Source organism: Chryseolinea sp. H1M3-3, assembly GCF_029360725.1.
Lineage (GTDB): Bacteria > Bacteroidota > Bacteroidia > Cytophagales > Cyclobacteriaceae > Chryseolinea.
Map to the genome: position 1 here is coordinate 883,400 of NZ_JARKMY010000002.1, position 23,372 is coordinate 906,771.

Genomic DNA, 23,372 nt, shown 5'->3' on the forward strand with positions numbered 1-23,372 from the left:
GCGGCATTAATGGTCCTCCGCTTGCAGGGAAGAAAACATGTCCGATTCTTGTGTATAGACTGGAAGCGCTTCTTTATGATTTGGTTCTTCTCCTTGACGGTGAAGATCATCAATCGCCGTTCGTATTCGGTTGCTGATCATGGCGGCAATGTTCGGAAGGTTTGTTGTAGCAAGTGAATTATCCAACGCTTCCATTGGGTTGGTTGCAGAGACTTCCAGCTCTCCATTTTCATGTTGCTGCACGACGATGTTGCAAGGAAGCATTGATCCAATATGTGATTCAATACTGATGGCATTATAAACCAACTGCGGACTACAGGCAACGATAATTTTATAATTACGAAAGTCAATTTGAATGTTTTGTTTCAGTGCATCCTTTATATCCAGTGTAGTTACTATACTGAATCCCTGCTGTTGTAACGACTGACTGATTTTGCTCACTGCATCCTCAAAGGACATTTTAATTCTTCTGGAATAGTAGTATTGCATGTTGTGAAGGATTTTATTGATGCATACTAGCGTCTTCAGTACCTACGGCCAATGATATTGGTCACCGGCAAAACTGACAATATTCATGAAGGTTATGAACGCCAAATAAACGAACATTGGATGTGACACCCTCCAAGTATTAACTTAACAAAGAAACAGATTTTGCTTATGACCTATGGAACTGTTAATTGATTTTTTTTCAAGCATTGATCCGCTACTCGCAGCCCTTGTTGCCACAATTTTCACTTGGGCACTAACCGCATTGGGTGCCTCCCTTGTTTTTTTATTTGCCGATATGAGCCGTAAAATGCTTGACATAATGTTGGGCTTCACCGGGGGTGTAATGGTGGCAGCAAGTTTCTGGTCACTGCTTTCACCCGCGATAGAAATTTCAGGAAACCTTGGAGTACCTTCATGGTTTCCGGCGGCCAGCGGTTTTTTTCTTGGGGCCATGTTTTTATATGGTTTAGATAAACTACTTCCTCACCTTCACCTGAATTTCTTAACGCACGAGAAAGAGGGCGTGCCGACCAGTTGGCATAAAACTATTTTGATGGTCTTGGCAATCACATTACACAACATCCCGGAAGGACTTGCCGTCGGAATTGCCTTCGGTGCTGCTGCGGCCAATGTCGAAGGAGCTGAAGTCACCGGGGCCATTGCTTTGGCTATTGGTATAGGCCTTCAAAATTTCCCTGAGGGAACTGCAATCGCAGTGCCTTTGAGAGGAAGTGGATTAAGTCGCTCGAAAAGTTTTTTCTGGGGGCAACTGTCCGCCGCAGTTGAACCTGTCGCAGGTGTGGCCGGTGCAGCCTTCGTTATTTATTTCACTCCCATTCTTCCATACGCATTGGCATTTGCGGCCGGTGCCATGATGTACGTGGTTGTCGAGGAGGTTATCCCCGAAACTCAACGTGATAAATACGCCGACTTTGCCACGCTTGGGTTTATCGGCGGATTTATCATCATGATGGTATTGGATGTAGGCTTAGGATAAATAAACGTTACGCATACCGAAGCAACATGGCAACCCTGCCATTTTTCTCCAGTTCGCCGTTTTCAACAATGACAATTTCTCCACCTTTTTCATTCACGATTTCTATAAGATCGTCAACGGCGTCACTAATTATTTCGTAGTTGCCAGCCGGTGGACTTAAATATATCCGCGTGTCGTTACCCGGATCTTTGTATGCGGCTTCCTGGTAATCCTTCTCCACCAGTAATGTTAATCCTTTGCCTTCATTGGCCGCTTTCCAGACATCCCGAATACCGTCAGTTGCCAGATTCTTTCCAAAGGCCTCTTGCAATTTCTGCAACGTTTCCTTCTGAGATGACCTGATATATTCCTTCATTTTAGACCATGCTAATTCTGAAAGCGGATGCAGTGCATCGTATTCGTAGTTACCTCTAATTTTTCCAATTACATTTTCACGATGATGCGTAACATGTTCGAAATTGGCTAACTGTTCTTCTACACCAGCCACTAACAATGGGACGTCGCCTTTTATATATTTATCGATGGCTTCGTCAACTTGCTTGATGAAGGCGATTTGCCTCGTTTCCTGGAGAATGGATTTATCTCGCTCGTAACTTTTTAATCCGGAGCTGGAATCATTTGTTATACTGGGCCTGGCATACTCATATTCTTCGGAATACTGTTTAGGAAAATCATCATTCCTGATCTCCTGTAAATCCCATCCCTGGCATTTAAAAAGTGGAACCCGCTTTTTGCTTACAGCTAACAAATAGTATGGTTTCAGAAATTGTGCAAAGTAAAAGAGATCGCGAATCTCGAAGTTCTTCCCAAGCATGACCTTCTCTTTGACTTCGAATGGAAGCAGAAGAATCCTGGATACATTAGGCGAGACAAAAATGGCCATGCCTTCCTGCAGTCGTAGATAATCGATTTTTTCTGATAGCGTATCAAGTTTCTCCTGGAGCTGCATACCAACCTGCTTTGGCCATGCACTATTGTTCAATAAATCTTTAGCGTGATCGATGGCTTTCCGTACGGCAATAGGATCTTGCATTCGTTCCCGTGAATATCGGTGTGTCGGAACTGTTATCGTTATACAAGGATTTCCCTTCTCTGTAAGCAATTGTTTGATGTCGGATAGATTCATACGATTTGTGTTTTGATGGGGTTATAAAAGGCAATTACTCTCCAATAGAAAGGCGCCGATTATTTAATCAAAACTAGCTGTGAAGACATCGAAAGTGTATGATGAAAATCAGAATGGAAACGGATTTTTATCAATCGACAAAGAAACTTTTGCCGCGTCTGCTGCCGGTCAACCCACAAATCCATCATAACATCAGTATCTCGGGTGCTATAGCATTGGTCAAAGCTATTTATGGCTGGAGGCAATATCGAAATTGAAACCGTCACCGGGTTCCGAAAGGCTCCAACCAAGTGGAAGGTGCATTCAATTATAACGGTCAATATATGCTATGCGATTTTAGAGATTTCAATCAACTAATTTTGGCAAGCTTAAGCAGAAAGTGCTGCCTTTCCCTTCCTCGCTTTCGAACCATACCCGGCCACCCATAAGTTCAATGAGATTTTTACAGATCCATAATCCAAGGCCAACCGATTTTTCACCGTTTAATCCGGTTCGGCCAATCTTTCCCGTTCGATCAAAAATATAAGGCTGCAAATCATCCGGAATGCCAATACCGCGGTCTTCAACGCTTATGATAACCTCGTCGGAAGTTTCTTCTATTTTTATTACAATCGGTTCGGTTGGCGGACTAAACTTAATAGCATTGGAGAGATAATTATTTACTACCTGCAAAAGCTTTAGATCATCCGTAAACGTAAATATGGATTTTGAGTCATGAATTAAAAGAAACTTCCGGTGGGAGTAAATGTGTTGAAGTTCCTGGTGCACGATTTTAATTTTATCGACAACATCAATCCTCGTTTGCTTTACTAAAATCTCGGGCGACTCCACATGCTCTTTCTTCATCAGGTCGTTAATCATTTCAATAGAACGTTTGCTGTTTTCCCGCAGCAGGCTGATATACGTTCGGAGATGACTATTGCCAGAATCGTTTAAATGTTTTTCCGCTTCTTGCGATAGGTTTTGCATTAAGGCTAAGGCGCCACTGATGTTATGCGTTAATGTATCCAACATGGTATTTTTGCGTGCACCAAATTCTACCAGGTAATTCTCATACGCCCTTGTTCGCGTAATGTCGCGCAAATAAAAAAGCAACGTTGAATTATTCGACAATAAATAAGCACTGCAACAGATGTGTATTTTATCCTCGCCCCTTTTCAACCGAACTTCAATGTCTTGAACTGCTCGTTTTTCAAAAATCTGAGCAAAGCTATTTTTCAGATATTCCCGGTCTTCAGGAACGACCAATTCTATCATAGATTCATCGTGCTTTGGGAAATGGTTTACATAATCTCCAACAAGATCTGCAACGGCTGAATTTGTATACTGTATTTGCCGGGATCGCAGATCATATAAAACCAAACCATCTTTTAAATAAGTGCCAACTTCCTCAAGCTCATTAAGCTGAACATTGTATTGCTCCATATTTTAAAAAGGAAAAATCAAACAAATTGTTCAGAAAGAGTGGCATGTTTATTTCTTGATGACGCCAATGGCGGAGGCATAGGCAACCAGTTCCACGGTGTTTTTAACGTTACTTTTTTCAAGCATATTTTTCCTGTGTGTTTCTACCGTGCGCTCGGTAATGAATAATTGGTCGGCTATTTCTTTCGATGATCTCCCTTCCGACAACAAGTTCAATACTTCACGTTCTCGCTGGGAAAATATTTCGCCTTTGCTTCGAAGATTATTTTCAAGGCCCAATAGAAATTGATTTAAGTTTTTAAGCCGGCTGGAAGTTTCGGAGCATATGAATTTTTTGCCTTGGTTAACAACCTTAATGGCAAGTACCAATTCTTCAAAGCCCGCTTTTTTTGAAACAAAACCTAATGCACCCGACTTGATAATCAGCGCCACCCGGTCGGCATCATCATAGACCGAATGCGCAACGATTTTTATCTGCGGATATTTTTGTTGTATCAGCCTGCAAATTTGAAATCCGTTCAAAATTTTCAGGTCTTCCATTGCGTCGAGATATATATCCAGTATCAGCACATCGATGTGTACCTGGTCTAAAGCATTTAGCAGTTCTTCGCCATTTTTGGCTTCACCAACAATTTCAATTTCGTCGTCAAGGTTTAATAAATGACGGATACCGTCGCGCATAATTTTATAATCCTCGACATGAAATACTTTGATCTTTTTGTTCATATTGAGTAAAACCCAAAGAAGCATATGATGTTGATTTAAACCTAAGCCATATGGAAAAAACTGGCACAAAATCCCAAAATCTACGGATAGCTTTTTTGGGGTGGTAGCCAATACCTTTGAGGAACTAAAGGCCGATGGCCAGAGATGATGTATGAAATTTGAAATTAGCTACCACCAACTAAAACCAACGCTACGTGCTATTCAGAATCAACATATCAGCGTTGCAATTAAAAACCGTTCGGGTAAGTGGTCACATGAATACTTTGTTATTCAGGAGCTAAAGGAGTTTGTCAGTGACGAGGTAAAAGCAACAGCAATCGTGTTGCGTTCTGAACTTCATTGGGAGATAGTGGACATCCAGTCAATTTCAGGATTGAAATTAAACAAGTATCTCCATATTAACGGGCAGCTTTTTTCAGAACTTAAGTTGACGGCTGCCAAAGAAAATTCGCTCGTTTTACATAACGTGCCATAAGTATTTGTTACCCGGATCGATTTGTTGCACACCTATGAAGAACCTGTGTAACATTTAAACCATCGCCAATGGCTGGCAACTTGTCCGGCTAAAAACTTTTTGAAAAAATTAATAAAGCACAAATGGTAGCACTTTATATAGATGATGATGAGGAAGATGTCGAATTCTTTGTAGAGGCGATAAAGACAATTGACCCGGCATGTTCTTGTGTGACCGCAGTAAATGGCCGTGACGGCCTTAAAACACTGGAAGCCGTTACACCTGACATTATTTTTTTAGACATTAATATGCCTGTGTTGAATGGAAAGGAAACGCTTCGCTTGCTTAAAAGTTCTACCAGGTTCCATAAGATCCCAGTGTTTATGATTTCCACGAGCAAAAATCCTGACGAAATTAGTATTTGTACACAGTTGGGAGCGAACGATTTTATAATCAAGCCTAATACCTTTTCCGAATTATGCAAGACACTTGAAAGAATTTTTGAATCGCAGAAGCAAACAAGTATCGATTCCAATTCAGATGCATTCAACTTAAGTTAGTGTAGTGCATAAATCTTTAGAAAAAATCGAATGCTTTACTTTACTTTGTACTGACTCAAAAGCGTTCAGATTTGAAAGTGACTATCCTTATACTCCTCAGCCTATCAAGCTGGGGCGCCACGCAGGCACAACAAGCGTCCAATAGAAACCATTACGTCTGCTTTCAATCCACAGACGTATATCATGATAAAACGAGCTGTTCCGCGTTGCAATTTTGTTCAGGTGGAAAAATCAGGAAAACAAAAAATATTGACGGTCTAAAGCCCTGCAAAAAGTGCGCCCGCCCTGTGATCTCTTATCGCGCCTCCGGTTTTTCTAATATCAAGAATGTGTTAGGAGTGAAAGACAAAAAGCAAATTGCCGATTCTCTTGGAACTTCGGAGGCCACCATTAAACGGCCAGGTGATTTGTTTATTCGTATCAGTGGACCGCCAGATAGCCGAACCGTTAACTTACTCGAGTTTTACTTTAATAAACCGGTGGCATTTAATGAAGACTCGCTTTTTTCTAATGAATTCTACAACCGCTTGGGTCTGCAAATGAAGGGATGTAAATCGGACACTATAAGAGTTAGCACACCTCATCCGGTCACCGGGAAAATTAAAAAGGATGTTTCTATTGAATATCGAGGTTGTGCTGTTGTCGAGCCGCGAGATCAGTATGAAGACATCAGCAAATATTATTATGAACTAACCTTCATTGCCAAAGAAGGATCTATGTCCACAGAACTGGAGAAAGTTCAGCTTTATCTAAAGGCAGAACGGAACTGAATCGCGCATGTAATCCTATTTCGGATCATCTTTAGAAAGAATAAAAACTGTACCTCCGGGATCCATGATCCAATGCATTTCATTTGGTATCTCCTCAAGTTCATCGCACGGGTGAACACCTTTCAATTCCAGATATTGGGTGGCACTTTCAACCTGTGGAGTTTTTAATTCAAGCCATATTTCCGAGTGCGTGTAATTATCCACACAATCAAGCCAAACCGTATTGGGACCAAAGGCGACTTGGTGTGTTCTGGATACAGTTGGATTATCAATTGGTTTTTCAGCGATGGGCAACTTTAACACGTCCCGGTAAAAGGCCACGGTTTGATCATATTTGCTTTTTGGAATCTTGATGGCAATGTTGATGCCTCCCGAGAATTTTACGTCTCCAGTCATACTATTTGTTAATTGATGGTATTGTGCCTAACGGGAAAAGAAAAGTTAGGTTCTAACACATTAGAATGTTGGCTGAATTTGTAATTCTCCGGCTAAACCGGCTACTGATGGGGAAATAATCGAGACGCGTATGAATTGGAAATTTTTTGCCGGTAAAACAGAAAGCAAACCAAAATCAAAGCTTCGTGAGTGGCGTGAGGCTATCGTTTTTGCTGTGGTTGTCGCAACGCTCATTCGCTGGGGAACAGTGGAAGCCTTCGTGATTCCAACACCATCGATGGAAAATTCACTTTTGGTTGGTGATTATCTTTTCGTCAGTAAAATACATTACGGCCCACGAACTCCAAGAACACCGCTTCAAATACCCTTGACGCATCAAACAATTTGGGGTACTGAGATTCCATCGTACCTGGATTGGATTCAATTGCCATCCTGGCGTTTGCCTGGTATTAGTCACGTTAAAAGAGAAGATGTGGTGGTATTTAATGTTCCTGACCTGACCATGAATGAAGGGGTGGAGCGGCCTATTGATCTTAAAACATACTATGTGAAAAGATGCGTGGGCATTCCCGGAGATACATTGGTGATAAAGGAACGTGCGGTTAGCGTCAACGGAAAATTACTCAGTCTTCCACCCGATATGAAAGTTAGTTATCTGGTGACCTCAAAAGATGAAATCAATAAACGCAATCTTACCAGGTTGGGTTTGGATGACGATGATTACTATTTCCTTGGCAGGACCAATAACAATCAAGTAATTTATAAAATGCTTTTGACTACAGCTCAGTTAGAGAGTGTTAAAAATGCAACCTACATAACCAATGTTGGCGACGACTATACAACGCATGATGGTCCTGACAAAGATATTTTCCCCACGATCATGAATACTTCCTGGAACAATGATAACTATGGCCCGCTGGTTATTCCCCGCAAAGGAATGACTATTGAAGTCAACGATTCAACGCTTGGGATGTACGGTGAAACGATCCGTTTATACGAACATGTTGAAGACATTTCAGTGACGAGAGAAGCATTAATAGTTAATGGACATGCATTGAAGGAATATACTTTTAAACAAGATTATTATTTCATGATGGGCGATAACCGGAATAATTCTCTTGACTCCCGTTACTGGGGATTTGTTCCTGGAGATCATATTGTGGGCAAGCCGCTATTCATTTGGTTTTCCGTTAACCAGGATGGCGATCTGCTGCAAAAGATACGGTGGCGCCGGCTGTTCAAGGCAGCTCAATAGATTTCTGAAATAACGTTTGATGGACTAACGTTTGTCTTTGGCGTTGGGAATAATAGATATGGTGCCATCCCGTTCGAGCACGGCATATTTGATGTCATCCATACGTTCCAATCCATGAGTTTCGCGCGCGGCTTCTAATACATCTTCTTCATCCACTTTGGATTTTTCCATCCGCTTAACCAATGGCTTGCCATGGTCCACAATGACCAGTGGTGCGCCTTCACTTGTAATTTGAAACCATTTTGATTTCTCCTTCAGAAGAGAGAAGAGGTAGTCTATGCCGACCAGGGTACAAACCATCACAAAACAGGCCATCAAAGAATAATCCTCCCCGATAAGAGCGTCAGTAGTAGTTTCACTGATGATGAGTAACAGAACAAAGTCAAACGTTGTAACCTCAGCCAGACTGCGTTTTCCGAGTATTCGAAATATTACATAGACAAAAAGGTAAACCGCTACGCCTCTTATAACCGGATTCATAACTAAGGGAATATAAAGTGATTGATATCAAACTCCTTGTTGTTCACTTGTATTGAGCCATTGATGTTACCCACATGCTGCGGGATTAAATAAAATGTGATCGACATTCCATCACTTCCTTTGAACAAATAATGCACGCGATCATCCTGAAATTTATTTTCATTTGGTTGCGGCACAATGGATGCAACTTCAAACTTTTTAAGATAGGCGGTAGGGAAAGATACCATCGCACCATCAGTGCTGTTTTGTAATTGCACTTTAATTTCCATTCTTGCCTGAAACCGGTATTGTCGCTGGTACTCAACCGTAACATGGCCATTGGTAATTTTCCTGGCACTGATTAAACCATCTCCATATAAACCGACAGCGGCAGTCAGCACCAGCGCAAAAATAAAATACAACCCGACAGCTTGTACCTTCCAGCCCCTTTCCTGCATTGACATGTGCTCGTCAATCTGAAGCTGAGTCTTGATATGTTCTACTGAATGCTTATTTTTTGACATCTCACAAAAAATATAAACGACTCCAATAAATAATGTACCAGTCTTCAATATGAGCGTACAGCGTTTCTAAGGCATTTCCCAGTGTTGAAATATCGCCTCAATTCTAATTTCCTCAGAAACTAATCCAACAATTTACTCTTCCGGGTTAAGATTTTTCTCTTCGTCAGTTCCATGGCGTCCGATGGTATTACCATACTGAATTTCGCCAAGTGCCGCCTTTTTTTGCTGCAGTTCAGGATGCTTATTGTTGGTTTTTTTAGCGGCGGGGGTTTTCCCTTCCGGCCTTGCTGGTGTATTTTTTCCTTTGGCTTTCATATGGATTGATCATTGTTTGAAGGTATAACATGTCCGCCCATAGATAGGTTATCCAGCATTGACAAACGGGCCTGAAGAAGTTGGGTAGGGATTCATTTTAAAGAGACGGGCAGCGTGCGCAAAGGATTTTTTCTTCGCATCCAAATCATAAATGTGGGAAGCAATCATGATTTCATTGACTTCTGTTTTGTTAAGAAATGATTGTAACGATTCTCTTACGGTTTTTGGGCTGCCGACGAAAGTATATTTCATCATTTGTAAGACACCCGCTTTTTCTACTTCGGTCCAAATTTTCTCCATGGAGTTGACTGGTGGAGGCATAGGTCTCCGGGTATTTCGAAACATACCCAAGGCCATTTGGTAAAGCGAGGTTACGAGAAAATTTGCTTCTTCATCATCGTCGGCAATAGTAACATTTACGCATGCCATCGAATAGGGTTCATCAAGAAATGCAGAAGGCTTGAAGTTTTTCTTATATAATTGTAAAGCATCCTCCAGCTGCGTTGGCGCAAAGTGAGACGCAAAGGCAAAAGGCAACCCTAACAAAGCCGCCAAGCCTGCGCTATAGGTACTTGAGCCCAGTAGCCACACCGGTACATTTGTCTCTTGCCCCGGCACAGCCCTTACTTTTGCCTGAGGGTCTCGCGGACCAAGGTAATTGATGAGTTCGACTACGTCATTAGGAAATTCGTTAATATCTCCTTTCAGGTTTCTTCTTAACGCATATGAAGTAACAGCATCTGTTCCGGGGGCTCGTCCGATCCCAAGGTCTATGCGTCCCGGATACAATGAAGCGAGCGTTCCGAATTGTTCGGCGATCACGAGTGGTGCATGATTAGGCAGCATAACACCGCCCGATCCGACTCTGATAAAGGATGTTCCGCCGGCAACATAGCCAATGAGTACGGCGGTAGCGGCTGACGCCACACTCTCCATGTTGTGGTGTTCCGCAAACCAATACCGCGTATAGCCTAACTGTTCAGCATGTTGGGCTAGTAACATACTTCTTTTGAAAGCCTCTGTGGCTGAAGGATCTCCTTGAATAATGGTGGCCAGATCTAAAACCGAAACTGGGATATCTGCTAATTCTTTTTTCATATCGTTTAATGTACGCGCTTCCTGCTGAAAAAGTTCGGAGGCCGTTGCCTTATAAGGTAATCCGGTATTGGGGGCTAGGTTTATTATACGTAACAATAAGCACTTCTATTTCAAGATTATCGCGCTAACATTGCGTACCCCACATCGTGTGGAAGTGAGGAGTTCTGGCCACAGGCACCAGCCGCAAATTTTGAAAAATGCGTATGTATTCGATTGCAGAGCGAGGGCATAAAATTTGACTGCCGTTGTGTAAAATAACTTGTTCCACTAAAAACACACGATTTATGAGAAAGCTATTATTTATCTTTTGCATGACTGCAATGCTTGCTGCCTGCGGAGATGGCAAAAACCGGACATCGGATGTAGACGCTAATGAAAGTGTGGAGGAAAACGCTGGCGAAACCGTTTCCCCTGCACTGGAAGATTCTGCTAGTATGCAAGAGACCGATTCTCTTGGTACCGAACTTCACAAGGACGATTCTATCAAATAAGGATAATATTCCGCCGTTGATGAATGATCTTCAATGGCGGACTTATTTTTATCCGTCCACTAGCGTACGTTTGATCAGTTTATTCCGCTGTGCCAGTAGCTAACTCGTTGCTGGAATACTAAGCCGCTTTGAAATCCCTTTCAAACAACGTAATCAGCCTCTATGTAGAAACAAAATGCACGCTGTGTCTTACGCACAGTGGTTTTGGCATGAATTCTTTTACCGTACCCGGTCGCCGTGTAAATACGCAGATTGTTAGAGGTCAGTTAATTAGGAGCTCACTAAAATTTTTTTTAAAAAAAATATGCAGAAGATGTAAAATATATCGGCGTAAATAAGAAATTTAAGAACTGGCAAGGTATGGTTAATTGGGTTATCTTGTCTAATGCAGAGTTCCTGTTTCAGGGACTCTGCTCTTTTTTATAGCCTTTTTTGGATAAATACCTGCTGAGGTTGGGTAGATACACATCAAACATCTTTCAGCCACTTTATAATGATCGTAGGCAGATAAAGTAAATGATTAAGCCATCATGATTAGAAGAAATTTCTTAAAGGGACTTTCGCTTTTAGGCGCTGGCAGTGTAGTAAATAGCAATGCTGCCGTCGCCGCAAAAATTGATGGACTCGAAGATCAAAGGGCATATTGGGTGAATACCTTAACGCGAATTACGTCGCCAGTGCTGGAGTCGCTAAGTCAGGAAAAACTCAAGGTCCGAATGCCTGTCGAAGCTTATCCTAACAGTATAGAGGGAAGAAAAAAAGTGACATACCTCGAAGCTTTTGGAAGGAGCATGGCCGGGTTGGCGCCGTGGCTTGAACTTGGCCCGGATGATACATCGGAGGGAAAAATTAGAATGCAGTTTATAAAGATGGCAACAGCTTCTTTAAAAAATGCTGTTAATCCATCATCGTTGGATTATATGAACTTTGCAGAAGGAAGCCAGCCACTCGTAGATGCAGCATTCCTCGCGCATGCATTGTTGCGTGCACCAAAACAATTATGGGGGAATATGGATCGAGGTGCGCAAGAAAATATCCTCAACGCGCTGGAGGCCACGCGTATCATAAAACCATATTATAGTAACTGGCTCCTGTTTACTGCAATGATTGAAGCGGCGCTCCTAAAATTTGCGCACGAGTACGATGCTGTTAGAGTTGACTATGCACTCAAACAACACGAAGTCTGGTACAAAGGAGATGGCGTGTATGGTGATGGTCCTGATTTTCACTTTGACTACTATAACAGCTACGTCATTCAACCCATGATGCTGGACATTATAAAAACTGTTGTAGAAGAACGAGGTGAAATGAAAGATGAATTCGCCCTTATCCAAAAAAGAGCGAAACGATATGCGGAAATCCAGGAGCGATTGATATCACCAGAAGGAACATTTCCGCCTATTGGAAGATCCATTGCATATCGCTGCGGAGCTTTTCAATTATTGGCACAGATGGCTCTTCAAAAACAATTGCCCGATTCATTGCAACCAGCTCAAATTCGCAGTGCGCTAAGCGCCGTCATCTCGCGAACCATATATGCACCGGGTACATTTGATAAAGATGGATGGCTTTCCATTGGATTGGCGGGACACCAACCTGAAGTGGGAGAACCCTACATTTCGACTGGCAGTTTATACCTGTGTTCGGTGGCATTTCTGCCGCTCGGATTACCCGCGATAGATGAGTTTTGGTCCAGCCCATCCGTTGAATGGACCAGCAAGAAAGCTTTTTCAGGAAAAAATTTTCCTATTGACAAAGCATTAAAATGACGTAAAAGTTAAAGGCTTTTTGCAGTCTGGCGCTAATAAATCAAAGTGGTCGTTTAATAGACCTTTTGCTTCGACTCCTTCGGAATTATGGTCGTATCGGAAATTTTAACCGGCACTTCTACAGGTTTATCCATTATCCGACCCCACCAGATCTTACCCCAGATGCGCTCGTGCAGATAAAACAACCCGATTTTTGTAAACACCTCAAAACCACCAATAGCCACTGCATTAAGTGGAACACCCGTGATAAGATAGGCGATGAAAATAGTATCAATTGTTCCGATCGTACGCCAGCTGATTCCCTTCACCAGGCTTCGGCCATGGGTTGGACCAACACCGTGGATTCTTCCCCAAGGAATTTTATCCCAAACCCGTTCATGGAGATAATACAGAATAATCTTCGTGACAACCTCGGTCATCCCAATTTTTATTGAATTGGCAAAACTTCCGGTAACGATAAAGGACAGGACAATGGTGTCGATGGTACCTAACGTCCTCCAACTAACCCCTTTAAGTAAACTTCTGCTATGCGAATCTCTCACGTAATCTGGTTTTGGATGCAATATATTTAAAATATACCGATTTACTAGACTTTAACTTCATCCAAATTGGCTCAATTAAGCAGATTTTTGCGGGATCTTGGAAAATAAGCGTATGCAAACGTTTTAGGCAGGAGGTGTGCCGGAGATTAAAAACTTTAAATTTTTAGGATTGAAACAAAATATAACGCCTTAAAGAATCACGGCACAACTATGGTCAGGCCGCTTCCACTTATGATACCTTGTTATTTTAACGTTGCTGCTTCAGCGTATTTATCAGGGCATTAATGTTTGATTCGTCGTTATAAACATGGGGAGATACCCGAATACCATCACCGCGGACGGATACGAAAACTTTATTTTTTTGCAGCGCCCGTAGAAGCAAATCTTTATCAATCGAAGCAGGAAGTAAAAATCCAAAAAGATGATTCGCCCTGAACTGATCCTGCTCATACCAATATCCGTTTTCCTTGAGATAAAGTAACAACGGCTGAATCAACTGGCTACAATAATTTTGGATGGCATCAATTTTCCAGTCATGCAGTTGTTGCAACGCCCTGTCCAGCATTGACAGCAGAATGGGGTTGCTGAATTCACCAACATTGTACCTTGCAGCACCAGGCTTATAATCATCCACGTAACGTGTAAGTTTGGTAAAGTCATTGGCATTCGAACGATTCATCCACGAATCTTCAATAGGCGTACCGTTGCTAAAAGCCTTGCTGTAATACGCTACGCCAATGGAGTAGGGGCCCATCAACCATTTGTAAGCGGCACATACCAAAGCATCCAGATGAAAATCGGTTACGTCAATAGGTATTGCCCCGACAGATTGCGTACCGTCTGCAATAAACAGCGTATTTGTTGCTTTACATTTTTCTCCGATTTCTTTCAAATTGAATTTTGTGCCATCGGTCCAGTGGATGGTTGAAAGAATAATCGCGTTGGTATCGGTTGAAATAGCATTGACAATTTTTTCAGTCCAAGCTGCGCCTCGTCCATTCAGAATATCCGGGGCATCTATTACCTTCATTTCCTTTTTATTTATTTGGCACCATGCCCGGATCGTATAGTAATCGCTGGGGAAATCATTGGAAACAACCACGACGTGATTACCGGTATTCACAGGAATATTATTGACTGCAGATTTGAGTCCATAAGATGCAGAAGGAATGATGGCTATTTGCTGCGCAGGGCTATTGACGAGTCGCCCGAATTTTTCCTTTACTGCTTCAGCTTGCGTAAAGAAGTCTTCGGAGTGTATAGCCCAAGGGTGAAGTTTACGCCTCATTCCTTCCATACCTGATTCGCTAACTGATTTCATGAGGGGCGACATAAAGGCGCCATTCAGATAGTGTATGTCCGGGGGTATATCAAATAAATGCTTTTGAGAAGTCATGCTATGCAGGTGATGATTTGTACTCATAACGACAATCCAGGGCTGAGGTTTGTAGTTTGTACAAAGCGATTTTGAAAAATTTTCGAATCAATAAGCTTTGGAAACACGCCAAATCTTTCCGTCGGCTTTGGTAATTACATAGAGATCTTTTTTGAATGGGTCATAAGCAATCCGCTGGTGTAGCCGTTTGGTATTGAACATTTCCTGAAGCGTGGTTGCTTTACCATCTTTAACAATCGCTAAAGCGTAAATGGTTGAATCACTGAGGTGGGGATCGATGTTTATATAAAATAGCTTACCGTTCACGATGTCACCGAAAACATATTTGTTTTTCAATGGCATTAATTCACCTTCATAAACATGTCCACCATCAATGGCGTTACCTTCTTCGTGATCATATTGAACAAAGGGTTTTTTATACAGGTCGCGGTCGCTCTTTCCCAGCGGATAAACCTTTTTCATATCCTTTAATGTTGATATTCCGAAAGTCCCTTCACGATTTGGCCATCCATAATCACCACCTTTTTCAACAATGTTAAGTTCTTCCACGTTGGCTTCACCGATGTCCGTGACCATCATTCTGTTGCTATTGGTCGGATCCCACGATAACCGGTGCGGATTCCGGAAACCTAAGGCGTAGATTTCTTTCACGATGGCAGGATCAGTTTCATGTACAAACGGATTATCCGCGGGAATGCCATAGTTACCGTTCCTGCTATTGTTTCCTGCGGGATCAATTCTCATAACAGTTCCCAGAAATGATTTCAAGTGATGACCCAGCTCAGGATGTTTGATGTTATTGGAACCACCATCACCATAGCCGATGTATAGCAAGCCATAATTAGGATCCTTTGTGTCCAGCCCCGGAATAAATGCAATTTCCTGGCAACCATGGGCAAAGTTAGGGGCATGTAGCCTTAGCATCTCCCGGTGTGTTCCCCGAAAGACTTTATCATTTACATTGTCCATTTTCCATTCAGAAATTACCCACTGTACCACTGACTTTAAAGAATCTGAAATAGTATAGTCAGCCCGTTGTCCTTTGTATGTTTCGGCATGCGTAATGTAAATGAGCCCATTGTTGAGGAAGTCGGGATGAAAATCAAAACTTCCGACGCCGGTAGCGATTCCTGGTCCGCTTTGAAAATCCTTAACGTGCGCCCGTATGTCGAGAAAAATCTCGTGCTTACCATCGCGGACGCTATAGATTGTTCCATTCTGATCCCCAACAAACAAGGAGCCATCACCTGACGGGTGTGCTCTGAGCGTTACAATGCCTAAATCAGGAGACGCATCCTTTTTTCTGGGAATCTGGACGATTTGCTCTAATTCAATTTTGATAGGTGATTGTTTTATCGGTTGCACCAGTCTACCAGTTAGACCCCCTTTGGTGGTGTCCGATAGTAGGACAGCCTGGAGATTATGGACTTCTGTTTGATGATGAATGTAGGATAAAATAGCATGGATGTCGGGGTCTTGCATTCCCTCAAAGGGAGGCATCACCTGCTTGTATCGTGCTAAGAGGCTGACGGCCCGTTTTCCTTTAGCTTCAATAACTTGCGCCGGGTTCTTAATGAAAGTTGTTAAATCTTTCCTGGAAAGTATGTTCGTAACCCCACCTAACGGAGGGCCTATGCCATCACCTTCCAGGCTGTGGCATGACATGCAGTTTTTAGTAAAGAGGTTTTTTCCTTTTACTAGGGTTTCTTCGTCGGAAGCATAATCATTTTTATCCGTCAGGAGATAAGCAACAACAGCAATTCCTAAGGCTAGTACGGCAAAAACTACATATCGGATCATGGGGTTAATATGCGTATTTTTCCCGAATCCTTATAGCTGTTATAACTTTAGCGGTATACATCTCTCAATGGAGGATGTGGTGCTGCAAACGAAGCCCCGCGGCTATCAGGCGGTAAACTCTTGCCTGATGATGGTCTTTCTCTCTTATAGAAAGAGCGAGCTACATCCGACTTTTCTCGGAAGCCTTAAACCATTTATAAGCATCTTCTTTAGTGGCAAAATTTTCAAGAATTAGACTTTGTCCGGCGTATTTTGCCTGCATATTCTTTTTCCATTTTTCCATGGCGTATTTGGCAAAAATGTCGGTGCCTATTATAACCGCGTGAGTTTTAACACCCGCTTTCACAAACAACATTTCATTCCAGGTCTTGTCCAACCAGCCTTGGTCTTCAATAGGTACCACGCCGAGCAACTGCGTGTCACCAAGCCAGTGCAAAACCGGCTCTGTTTTTTTAAGCTCTACGTATTCATTACAAACTTTTGTAAGCCCCGTTCTGAATTCATCACCTTTTGGTTTTTTCTTCCAAACGTGAAACAGGATTTTTGCTTCTTCATCCAAAAAGCAATCAAGGAAGTCGAGAGAGAATAGCGTTTTCATAGCATTTTTCGTTTAAAAAGTGTATTACAGCTTTGAAGGCTCACCATGAACGCCCTCTTTGCCTATTGTTTAAATTGTTGGTTCACATTTTTGAATGACCTACAACGTAATACGTGCCGTATGATGCTATCACTTTTATTACTACCTCCACATTCCAACAACTAGTGTGATGGATATATATACAGTTGAGCGACGAAACGTAAGTGTTCAATCAAACTGCTTTTTTGACGTCATAGACCAACGTTGTGCAATAGACACAGAATTATCTTTCGCGTTAGTTGAATTAGGTTGGTGAAAATTGTGTTGCGCCTTTTTGAATTACTGGCGCATGACCGTTAACCGGCGGATCTTTCCAGCACTTACTTCGTAGATAACAACGAATTCAATAAACGCTTTTGATCCCATTCTGCCTTCAATACGTTCGTGATCAATAACCTTATTGTTAAATACGATCCTGTTTAGGACGGTTGCATGTAAATGAGGAGAAGATTCAAACAGACTCTTGTACATTTCACGCAGCTTGTCGATACCAGCGATGGTTGTCGCATGTTCAGGAAAGGTGTACAATTCAATGTCTTCGCTGAACAATTCCATAAAGCCGTTAAGATCACGATTGTTATAACATGCTACGTTTTGCTCAACGAGAATTTCGGGTTTTATCTGGTGCTGTTGCATACTGTAAACTACAACAGGTGTTAAGAGCCTGCTTAGTTCTCAAGATAATAAACTGATGAGAATTTTTATCTCACGGCAGGTGTGAAGCCCTTTGAAATACTAAATTATTGATGAAGTAAACGTTAAGAATAGTCTATTGATTATTAGGTACACCCCACTATAAACCTTGCCATACACTATAAACTTCCTACTGGTGTTGTTATTTCATCTTGAGGAACCAGTTTTAGCGGTTTGGGCGCATTGGGCCTAAGATCATATTTTACTGTTCCATCTTCTGAATGCACTTTCGTCACGATCCAGACTGTTTCGGAATCTTGTAACAACATTACTTTGTCACCTACTTCAAAGGTCGGTTTTTTTGGATCTTCTTCTATATGCATAATCGTATCCTTTATCTTACGATTCAACAACGGAGATTTTAAAAGGTTATAAAAGGGAAAAGCTCTTAAGAATTAATAGAGAAAAAGAAGTCAGGAAAACAGGGTCTTCTTATTGAGGAAAAACGCTTTAACAGCATTTAGTACCAGTAAGTTAAAAACGATTTAGATTAATTATTTTTCCGGAGTTTAATAATGCGCGAATCGACACTATCTGAATGAATGTATTGCAACTGTCCTTTTTGGGTGAACACTTCCAACCCGTCCGGTGTTAAAAGAACTTTATTTCTAAAATCCGGGGGTTGATTGAGAAGTTCATTCAAAACTTTTTCCTGATCGGCGCGAATGCTAAGGCTGTCCTGCTTTTGATGATTATGAAATACAGCCGCAAATAGTTCCTTCAATGGTCGTTCGAGAATATCGTTCATAATTTCTAAAACTCTATGCGACCGAAAAAGTTATTGGCTCACTTGAATTTTTTTATGGCGGCGGCTATAAAGTCGCGTGTCAATACGTGGCGGTGTATGCGTCATTCTACCTGACAAAAAAATTGACGAGCACCATGGCAATGATGAGTAATGCACCCCACATTAATTTGATTTTGAGCGCTTTGCCATCCAAAAGAAATATCATCCAGGTCATAATATTACCGGCAATAAATACCAGCAAGAAGGTGGAAGAAAATGAGAGGTCAGAGCCTCCCAGGTACTTTTTAAAAGCGTATTGTAAACCGACAAATGGGATAATAAAATTGCACAGGATTAAAGCGACTTCCAGGTACTTGTTATCATGCTTATTATCTTTCGATTCATTCATTCTTCTCTAGTGAGTTTGTCGATGCAAAAATAGTAAAGCTCGCATTATTACAACGGATGTCCACGAAACTTTATACAATAGATCAAAGGAGGTAATAAATGAAATCTTCAAGTTAATCCCACTTCTTACGAACAGCCGTAAAACAGATGCCAGGTCATTTACGTGTGGAATATTTTTTCGAGGTGCTTATTTCTTTTTATCCGGAAATGAATAAAAAGTAGTGAAGCTGTAACCGGCAACAGACAAGCTGTAACGATGATACTCCATTGTATAAAAAATTGATTGCGGGTATAAAGCGAAATTAATCCTTCAAGACAAATACAATAGATGGCAATCATGAAAAGTGAAAAGGCAAAGACATTCAGCCCTTTTGTGCCTACAGATCGCATTAAAAAAATTAGGACCATAGTCATTAAGTTTGTGATAAAGAGTATGGGTATTGCGAGTCGTAACATCCATCCTGTATCCTGAAATATATAATGAAAGCCAATAAGTACACCTGTAGAAATAATCCACCCAATAATGAGCTGTAGCACAAGTCCTGTGCGGATAAGCGCCAGAACAGCAGCATAGGAAAGTAAGATGGTGCAAACGGATATCGGAAAGACAGACCAGGTAATCCTTTTATGCACCCATGCATCTATGATCAGCGTTGCAATAATTCCCGAAAGAAGCAATACCGCAGTAACTTGCCATGTAATTCGTTGCAATAGATATAGTTCACCGGCGGCTGTTGTTTTTTTGTTAAATATAGACGCCGGTAGGGGAGCGTTCAGTGTTTTCTTGTCGTCATGAACAGACCTTCCGCATAAAGGGCAGTGATCCAATCCTTCATCAAGTTCAACGCCGCAAGTTTTGCACAGTAGCATATTGGTCCTTTTTAATAATTCATAATTTTTACCGGTATATTTAATTTCATTAGTTCACTGAAAAATTCCCGCTCAAGCTCTTTTGAATTTGTGATATTTCCGAAGCTTAAAATTAGTTTATTCCCAAAACCCAATACACCACAATTTACCTTAAGGGTTTTATTAGGCGGGGGCGGAATGAATACAAAATGATCAATCAGAGTGTCGAGCCCGGAATTGAAATTTACTTTGCCCAGGTTGGTGATTACACCGCTGTATCGGCTTGTTCCGGCTACCTTGTAAGTGAAATATAAAATCAGTGATTTGATAAACAACGGCGTATTTTTTAATAGAAGATTTCTTTCTGCACTAACGTTACGGCTAATGATTTTATTCATTAGTTTTTTATCGGTTTCCAGTTGCATGAGGTGATGAACCGTTTTAAGAGTTTCTTCGAGCGTATACTGCCCGAGACGCAGATCAATTTCAGGAGTGACAAACAGAGAGAAATTGCGCATTGTTTTTGAAGGAAAAATCTTTCTAAGGTTAATCGGTACCTGTATCCTGAAAATTTTTCTGCTTTTGCGTTTCTGAAATTTTGAAAGCCGGTTATAAATATTTTGTAGTGACATCAGGTAAATTGAAACAAGAAATACCGTAATACTTACGTCATTTTGTCGGGCACTCTTGGATACAGCGTCTAACGGTATCATGGCAACAACTACTTTAAATCTTGGAACTGGATTTAGCGTAAAGGGCAGGTGAAATGACTTGGGAGTATTTTTAGGGAGCGGCAGGTTTCTCTGAAAATGAGAGGAATAAGCATCTTCAAACTCTTCCTGCAAGGGTATGTCTTGTGGACTAAGAAAAGAAAGTTTTTCAGGTATTGAAATATTGCAACAATGAAAATAGGTTATTAACAACGTTTTAAGAAATTCGAACGCGCCCGATCCGTCGGTAAGGATGTGCGAAAATTCAACACTAACCCTGTTAGCTTTCACAAGCACTCTGAATATTAATTCACCCTTTTGAAAAGCCCGGCAGGGTGTGGTGACATCCGGAACAACGGATATTTTTTCATTGTGATGTTCCAGGTAATACCAGAAAAATCCTCGTTTCGGTTTCACTTTATAATAGGGGAAACGGTCTTCAATCAACTGAACCGCCTTCAGCAGCGGCATGATCTTAATACGGTCCTTCAGGATACACGAAAGGCGGAATACAGCAGTCAGTTCTTCAGATTGGACGGCAGGATATATTTTTGCTGCATTATCAAGCCGCATCCAAAAGTCTGGGTGCTGACGATTTAACATGGTTTGCTTTTCTTCCAAAACACTTTTGGTTAGAGGAGCACCTGGAAAGCATGCTTCTGGGTGGTCCACGAGGCAACTGCTCTCGAAGCTTAAGTTATTAATAATGCTTAAGTTTGACAACATCCCTGTCCATGACTTAACTTTTCACCTGAAAAGAAATAAATAGGTGTTTTGCTTTGGAATAGCTTAGCAGGCCGCTCGACAGCACCAATGCAAATTAAAGATGAGTTCGTATATCTATATGGTTATAACATTTTAGACGCTATGGCGTCTTTTGAAATAGTTCTTAAAGTTTATCTTTATTATAGGGAAGTTGCAACGTTAATGGGAGAGATATTGTTATGAATGCATCGTTGCTACAATGCACCGACAATCATTATGAAAATCAAAACACTTATTTCTGCTTTCGCTTTCGGCGCTTTATTACTTTCAGCAACGGGGGCAATTGGCCAGGATGAAAGCAGCCAAAAAACTGAGGATGCTCAGACCTTGTCAGATTTGAAATCGGAAAGACGAGAGTCTAAAGCAAAGGCAAGAGAGGCACGGCGGATTGAACAAGATGCAGATGTAGCTGCAACAGAGTCAAGAAAAGCATACAGGAATGAAAAAAAAGCCCAAAAATCCCGAAAGAAAGCAGATGCTCAGTCAAGGAAAGCGGCACGTTCAAGAGACAAATCAAATTCAAACTAACGCCAGGGACCTTTACTTTAAAAATAACATAAGGTGACTTTCAAGTTGCCTTATTTTTTTTGCTGAGTAAGTACATTGCGAATCATTACCCTCTGTCTGTTAATTAATAATTACTTACCAACTAACCCTCACGTAAATATGAATAAGCGTGGCCCAATAATCATTATTGAAGATGATAGCGATGATCAGGAAATTTTGACCGAGATATTCAAAGAGCTAAATTATTCTAACCAGATAATTTTTTTTGGGGATGGAGAAGCAGCCCTTGAATTTTTAATCAACACTGCAATTGAACCTTTTATTATCTTCTCTGATATCAACATGCCTAAATTGAATGGCGTTGAACTGAGAGAAAAAGTTCACAACAACGAGGATCTTAGATTGAAATCAATTCCTTACTTGTTTTTTACTACGAGTGCTGAACAAAAACATGTAATTGACGCATACTCTAAATCGATTCAGGGTTTTTTTATCAAACCCTCAAATTTCGAAAAGCTTAGAAGTACCGTAAAAACGATAGTTGAATATTGGCAGGAATGTATATCACCAAATTACGTCAAGTAACGTGTACTGATGTATTTGTGCTAAGCCGACTTTAAAACGATATCATTTAGCCTGCTGAGCGATTTTTTTAATTCGTCATAATCACCGGTCTTCAACACTATATCGAAGGCTCCCATCATTTTGAATTCCTCTAGCGCCGATGTTCTGGAGTCGTCGCTGTATACCAGCACCGTTGTGCAATCCCTGTTACTTATAGTTATCAAATCTGCCAGGCAATCTTTGCCTAAGGAGGAAAAAGCGTCGACAAAGATTAACGTGGGTGGAAGATGGTTAATCAAACTTCTCCATAAGGCGATGGTTGAGGACTCGCAGCTGGCGTTTGGCCACAAATGGTTAATAGCTTCAACTAATATAATCACATCATCTTCGTCATCGTCAATAATTAGAACTCGTATCATGCTTTGAGGTTTAACTGGTACGCTAATACTTTTATATGTTGCTTCCGACGTGTTGCAAATAAATAGGGACAAAGACATAATCTTTATCCCTACAGGTTTTGCCTATAAATAACTCACAGGTTAATTTCTATCTGACTTTTGCCGAGCATCTTCGGCGGTTTCAGCTTGTTTGTCGGCTTTTCTCCGGCTTTTCTGTGCTTTCTTTTCAGCTTTCAATGCATCTTTAGATTGTTTGGCGGCATCGTCAGCATCGTTTTCGATGCGCTGAGCTTCTTTCGCTTTTGCCTTTGTTTCGCTGCGTTCGTTTTTTGCGTCTGTCATACGATCGCTTTCTTGTTGCCGTTGCGTTTTAGCTTGGTCGCGCTCATACACTGTCTTCATACTGTCCATGCTACTGTTTTCCTGTCTCGTTGTTTGTGATTGATCTTGCGCTGAAGATTCGAATGCAAAGAAGGATAAGGCACCGATTGCTAATGGTAAAATTATTTTCGATAGTTTCAT

At 41.3% G+C, this 23,372-nt stretch carries 30 protein-coding genes; 9 read left to right on the forward strand and 21 right to left on the reverse strand.

Annotated features, from left to right (window positions below; translation table 11 throughout):
• Positions 1-6: 6 nt before the first annotated feature.
• Positions 7-489, reverse strand: coding sequence for a DUF302 domain-containing protein (locus P2W71_RS11275; protein ID WP_276370921.1), 483 nt, complete (start codon positions 487-489; stop codon positions 7-9).
• A gap of 175 nt (positions 490-664) precedes the next feature.
• Here P2W71_RS11275 and P2W71_RS11280 point away from each other — a divergent pair, with 175 nt between their 5' ends.
• Positions 665-1,486, forward strand: a complete 822-nt coding sequence (locus P2W71_RS11280) for a ZIP family metal transporter (RefSeq protein WP_276370923.1) — start codon at positions 665-667, stop codon at positions 1,484-1,486.
• Between the two features lie 7 nt (positions 1,487-1,493).
• Here the strand turns inward: P2W71_RS11280 and P2W71_RS11285 are convergent, their stop codons facing one another.
• The 3 genes from P2W71_RS11285 to P2W71_RS11295 all read right to left on the reverse strand — a co-directional run bounded on the left by P2W71_RS11285 (position 1,494) and on the right by P2W71_RS11295 (position 4,787).
• On the reverse strand, positions 1,494-2,612 hold the full coding sequence (locus P2W71_RS11285; protein ID WP_276370925.1) for a hypothetical protein: 1,119 nt from the start codon (positions 2,610-2,612) through the stop codon (positions 1,494-1,496).
• 345 nt (positions 2,613-2,957) lie between these two features.
• Positions 2,958-4,037 carry a HAMP domain-containing sensor histidine kinase gene (locus P2W71_RS11290; protein WP_276370929.1) on the reverse strand — a complete coding sequence of 360 codons (1,080 nt, stop codon included), beginning with the start codon at positions 4,035-4,037 and terminating at the stop codon, positions 2,958-2,960.
• Positions 4,038-4,085: 48 nt separating this feature from the next.
• Entirely contained in the window at positions 4,086-4,787 is a 702-nt protein-coding gene (locus tag P2W71_RS11295; protein ID WP_276370931.1) for a response regulator transcription factor, read from the reverse strand.
• A 127-nt stretch (positions 4,788-4,914) separates the two neighbouring features.
• On the opposite strand from P2W71_RS11295, the gene P2W71_RS11300 reads away from it, so the two are divergent.
• From P2W71_RS11300 to P2W71_RS11310, 3 genes are all read left to right on the forward strand, one after another.
• Positions 4,915-5,238 carry a hypothetical protein gene (locus P2W71_RS11300; protein WP_276370932.1) on the forward strand — a complete coding sequence of 108 codons (324 nt, stop codon included), beginning with the start codon at positions 4,915-4,917 and terminating at the stop codon, positions 5,236-5,238.
• A gap of 122 nt (positions 5,239-5,360) precedes the next feature.
• Entirely contained in the window at positions 5,361-5,777 is a 417-nt protein-coding gene (locus P2W71_RS11305; protein ID WP_276370933.1) for a response regulator, read from the forward strand.
• A 71-nt stretch (positions 5,778-5,848) separates the two neighbouring features.
• The gene (locus P2W71_RS11310; RefSeq protein ID WP_276370934.1) at positions 5,849-6,547 is read left to right on the forward strand and encodes a hypothetical protein; all 699 of its coding nucleotides are present in this window, start codon (positions 5,849-5,851) and stop codon (positions 6,545-6,547) included.
• A gap of 15 nt (positions 6,548-6,562) precedes the next feature.
• On the opposite strand, the gene P2W71_RS11315 is transcribed toward P2W71_RS11310, so the two are convergent.
• Positions 6,563-6,943 (reverse strand): hypothetical protein, encoded by a 381-nt coding sequence (locus P2W71_RS11315; protein WP_276370935.1) that lies wholly within the window; start codon positions 6,941-6,943, stop codon positions 6,563-6,565.
• A 130-nt stretch (positions 6,944-7,073) separates the two neighbouring features.
• On the opposite strand from P2W71_RS11315, the gene lepB reads away from it, so the two are divergent.
• Positions 7,074-8,198, forward strand: a complete 1,125-nt coding sequence (gene lepB / locus P2W71_RS11320) for a signal peptidase I (RefSeq protein ID WP_276370938.1) — start codon at positions 7,074-7,076, stop codon at positions 8,196-8,198.
• Positions 8,199-8,222: 24 nt separating this feature from the next.
• Here the strand turns inward: lepB and P2W71_RS11325 are convergent, their stop codons facing one another.
• From P2W71_RS11325 to P2W71_RS11340, 4 genes are all read right to left on the reverse strand, one after another.
• On the reverse strand, positions 8,223-8,678 hold the full coding sequence (locus P2W71_RS11325; protein WP_276370941.1) for a YetF domain-containing protein: 456 nt from the start codon (positions 8,676-8,678) through the stop codon (positions 8,223-8,225).
• A 2-nt stretch (positions 8,679-8,680) separates the two neighbouring features.
• Complete coding sequence (locus tag P2W71_RS11330; protein ID WP_276370943.1) at positions 8,681-9,181, reverse strand: hypothetical protein; 501 nt, start codon at positions 9,179-9,181, stop codon at positions 8,681-8,683.
• 132 nt (positions 9,182-9,313) lie between these two features.
• On the reverse strand, positions 9,314-9,496 hold the full coding sequence (locus P2W71_RS11335; RefSeq protein ID WP_276370945.1) for a hypothetical protein: 183 nt from the start codon (positions 9,494-9,496) through the stop codon (positions 9,314-9,316).
• Between the two features lie 48 nt (positions 9,497-9,544).
• Positions 9,545-10,594, reverse strand: a complete 1,050-nt coding sequence (locus tag P2W71_RS11340) for an LLM class flavin-dependent oxidoreductase (RefSeq protein WP_276370948.1) — start codon at positions 10,592-10,594, stop codon at positions 9,545-9,547.
• Positions 10,595-10,878: 284 nt separating this feature from the next.
• Here P2W71_RS11340 and P2W71_RS11345 point away from each other — a divergent pair, with 284 nt between their 5' ends.
• Both P2W71_RS11345 and P2W71_RS11350 read left to right on the forward strand, forming a co-directional pair.
• A complete protein-coding gene (locus tag P2W71_RS11345; RefSeq protein ID WP_276370950.1) occupies positions 10,879-11,085 on the forward strand; it encodes a hypothetical protein in 207 nt (68 codons plus the stop codon).
• 530 nt (positions 11,086-11,615) lie between these two features.
• On the forward strand, positions 11,616-12,854 hold the full coding sequence (locus tag P2W71_RS11350; protein WP_276370952.1) for a DUF2264 domain-containing protein: 1,239 nt from the start codon (positions 11,616-11,618) through the stop codon (positions 12,852-12,854).
• Between the two features lie 53 nt (positions 12,855-12,907).
• Here P2W71_RS11350 and P2W71_RS11355 read toward each other — a convergent pair whose 3' ends face one another.
• From P2W71_RS11355 to P2W71_RS11400, 10 genes are all read right to left on the reverse strand, one after another.
• The gene (locus P2W71_RS11355) at positions 12,908-13,396 is read right to left on the reverse strand and encodes a DUF2061 domain-containing protein (protein WP_276370955.1); all 489 of its coding nucleotides are present in this window, start codon (positions 13,394-13,396) and stop codon (positions 12,908-12,910) included.
• Between the two features lie 247 nt (positions 13,397-13,643).
• Entirely contained in the window at positions 13,644-14,819 is a 1,176-nt protein-coding gene (locus tag P2W71_RS11360) for an aminotransferase class V-fold PLP-dependent enzyme (RefSeq protein WP_276370957.1), read from the reverse strand.
• Positions 14,820-14,879: 60 nt separating this feature from the next.
• Entirely contained in the window at positions 14,880-16,592 is a 1,713-nt protein-coding gene (locus P2W71_RS11365) for a PQQ-dependent sugar dehydrogenase (RefSeq protein ID WP_276370959.1), read from the reverse strand.
• Positions 16,593-16,752: 160 nt separating this feature from the next.
• Positions 16,753-17,190 (reverse strand): hypothetical protein, encoded by a 438-nt coding sequence (locus P2W71_RS11370; RefSeq protein ID WP_276370961.1) that lies wholly within the window; start codon positions 17,188-17,190, stop codon positions 16,753-16,755.
• Between the two features lie 318 nt (positions 17,191-17,508).
• Complete coding sequence (locus tag P2W71_RS11375; protein ID WP_276370963.1) at positions 17,509-17,865, reverse strand: nuclear transport factor 2 family protein; 357 nt, start codon at positions 17,863-17,865, stop codon at positions 17,509-17,511.
• A 176-nt stretch (positions 17,866-18,041) separates the two neighbouring features.
• On the reverse strand, positions 18,042-18,245 hold the full coding sequence (locus tag P2W71_RS11380) for a hypothetical protein (RefSeq protein ID WP_276370965.1): 204 nt from the start codon (positions 18,243-18,245) through the stop codon (positions 18,042-18,044).
• A 167-nt stretch (positions 18,246-18,412) separates the two neighbouring features.
• Positions 18,413-18,670: a hypothetical protein gene (locus P2W71_RS11385; RefSeq protein ID WP_276370967.1), complete on the reverse strand. Its 258-nt coding sequence runs from the start codon at positions 18,668-18,670 to the stop codon at positions 18,413-18,415.
• Positions 18,671-18,776: 106 nt separating this feature from the next.
• Positions 18,777-19,058 (reverse strand): hypothetical protein, encoded by a 282-nt coding sequence (locus tag P2W71_RS11390; RefSeq protein ID WP_276370969.1) that lies wholly within the window; start codon positions 19,056-19,058, stop codon positions 18,777-18,779.
• A gap of 158 nt (positions 19,059-19,216) precedes the next feature.
• Positions 19,217-19,927, reverse strand: coding sequence for a hypothetical protein (locus P2W71_RS11395; RefSeq protein ID WP_276370971.1), 711 nt, complete (start codon positions 19,925-19,927; stop codon positions 19,217-19,219).
• 11 nt (positions 19,928-19,938) lie between these two features.
• On the reverse strand, positions 19,939-21,237 hold the full coding sequence (locus P2W71_RS11400) for a hypothetical protein (RefSeq protein WP_276370973.1): 1,299 nt from the start codon (positions 21,235-21,237) through the stop codon (positions 19,939-19,941).
• A 360-nt stretch (positions 21,238-21,597) separates the two neighbouring features.
• Here P2W71_RS11400 and P2W71_RS11405 point away from each other — a divergent pair, with 360 nt between their 5' ends.
• Together P2W71_RS11405 and P2W71_RS11410 are read left to right on the forward strand one after the other, a co-directional pair.
• Complete coding sequence (locus P2W71_RS11405; RefSeq protein ID WP_276370975.1) at positions 21,598-21,909, forward strand: hypothetical protein; 312 nt, start codon at positions 21,598-21,600, stop codon at positions 21,907-21,909.
• Positions 21,910-22,047: 138 nt separating this feature from the next.
• Positions 22,048-22,473, forward strand: coding sequence for a response regulator (locus P2W71_RS11410; protein ID WP_276370977.1), 426 nt, complete (start codon positions 22,048-22,050; stop codon positions 22,471-22,473).
• A 20-nt stretch (positions 22,474-22,493) separates the two neighbouring features.
• Here the strand turns inward: P2W71_RS11410 and P2W71_RS11415 are convergent, their stop codons facing one another.
• Positions 22,494-22,871: a hypothetical protein gene (locus P2W71_RS11415; RefSeq protein ID WP_276370979.1), complete on the reverse strand. Its 378-nt coding sequence runs from the start codon at positions 22,869-22,871 to the stop codon at positions 22,494-22,496.
• Positions 22,872-22,991: 120 nt separating this feature from the next.
• Positions 22,992-23,372: a hypothetical protein gene (locus P2W71_RS11420; protein ID WP_276370982.1), complete on the reverse strand. Its 381-nt coding sequence runs from the start codon at positions 23,370-23,372 to the stop codon at positions 22,992-22,994.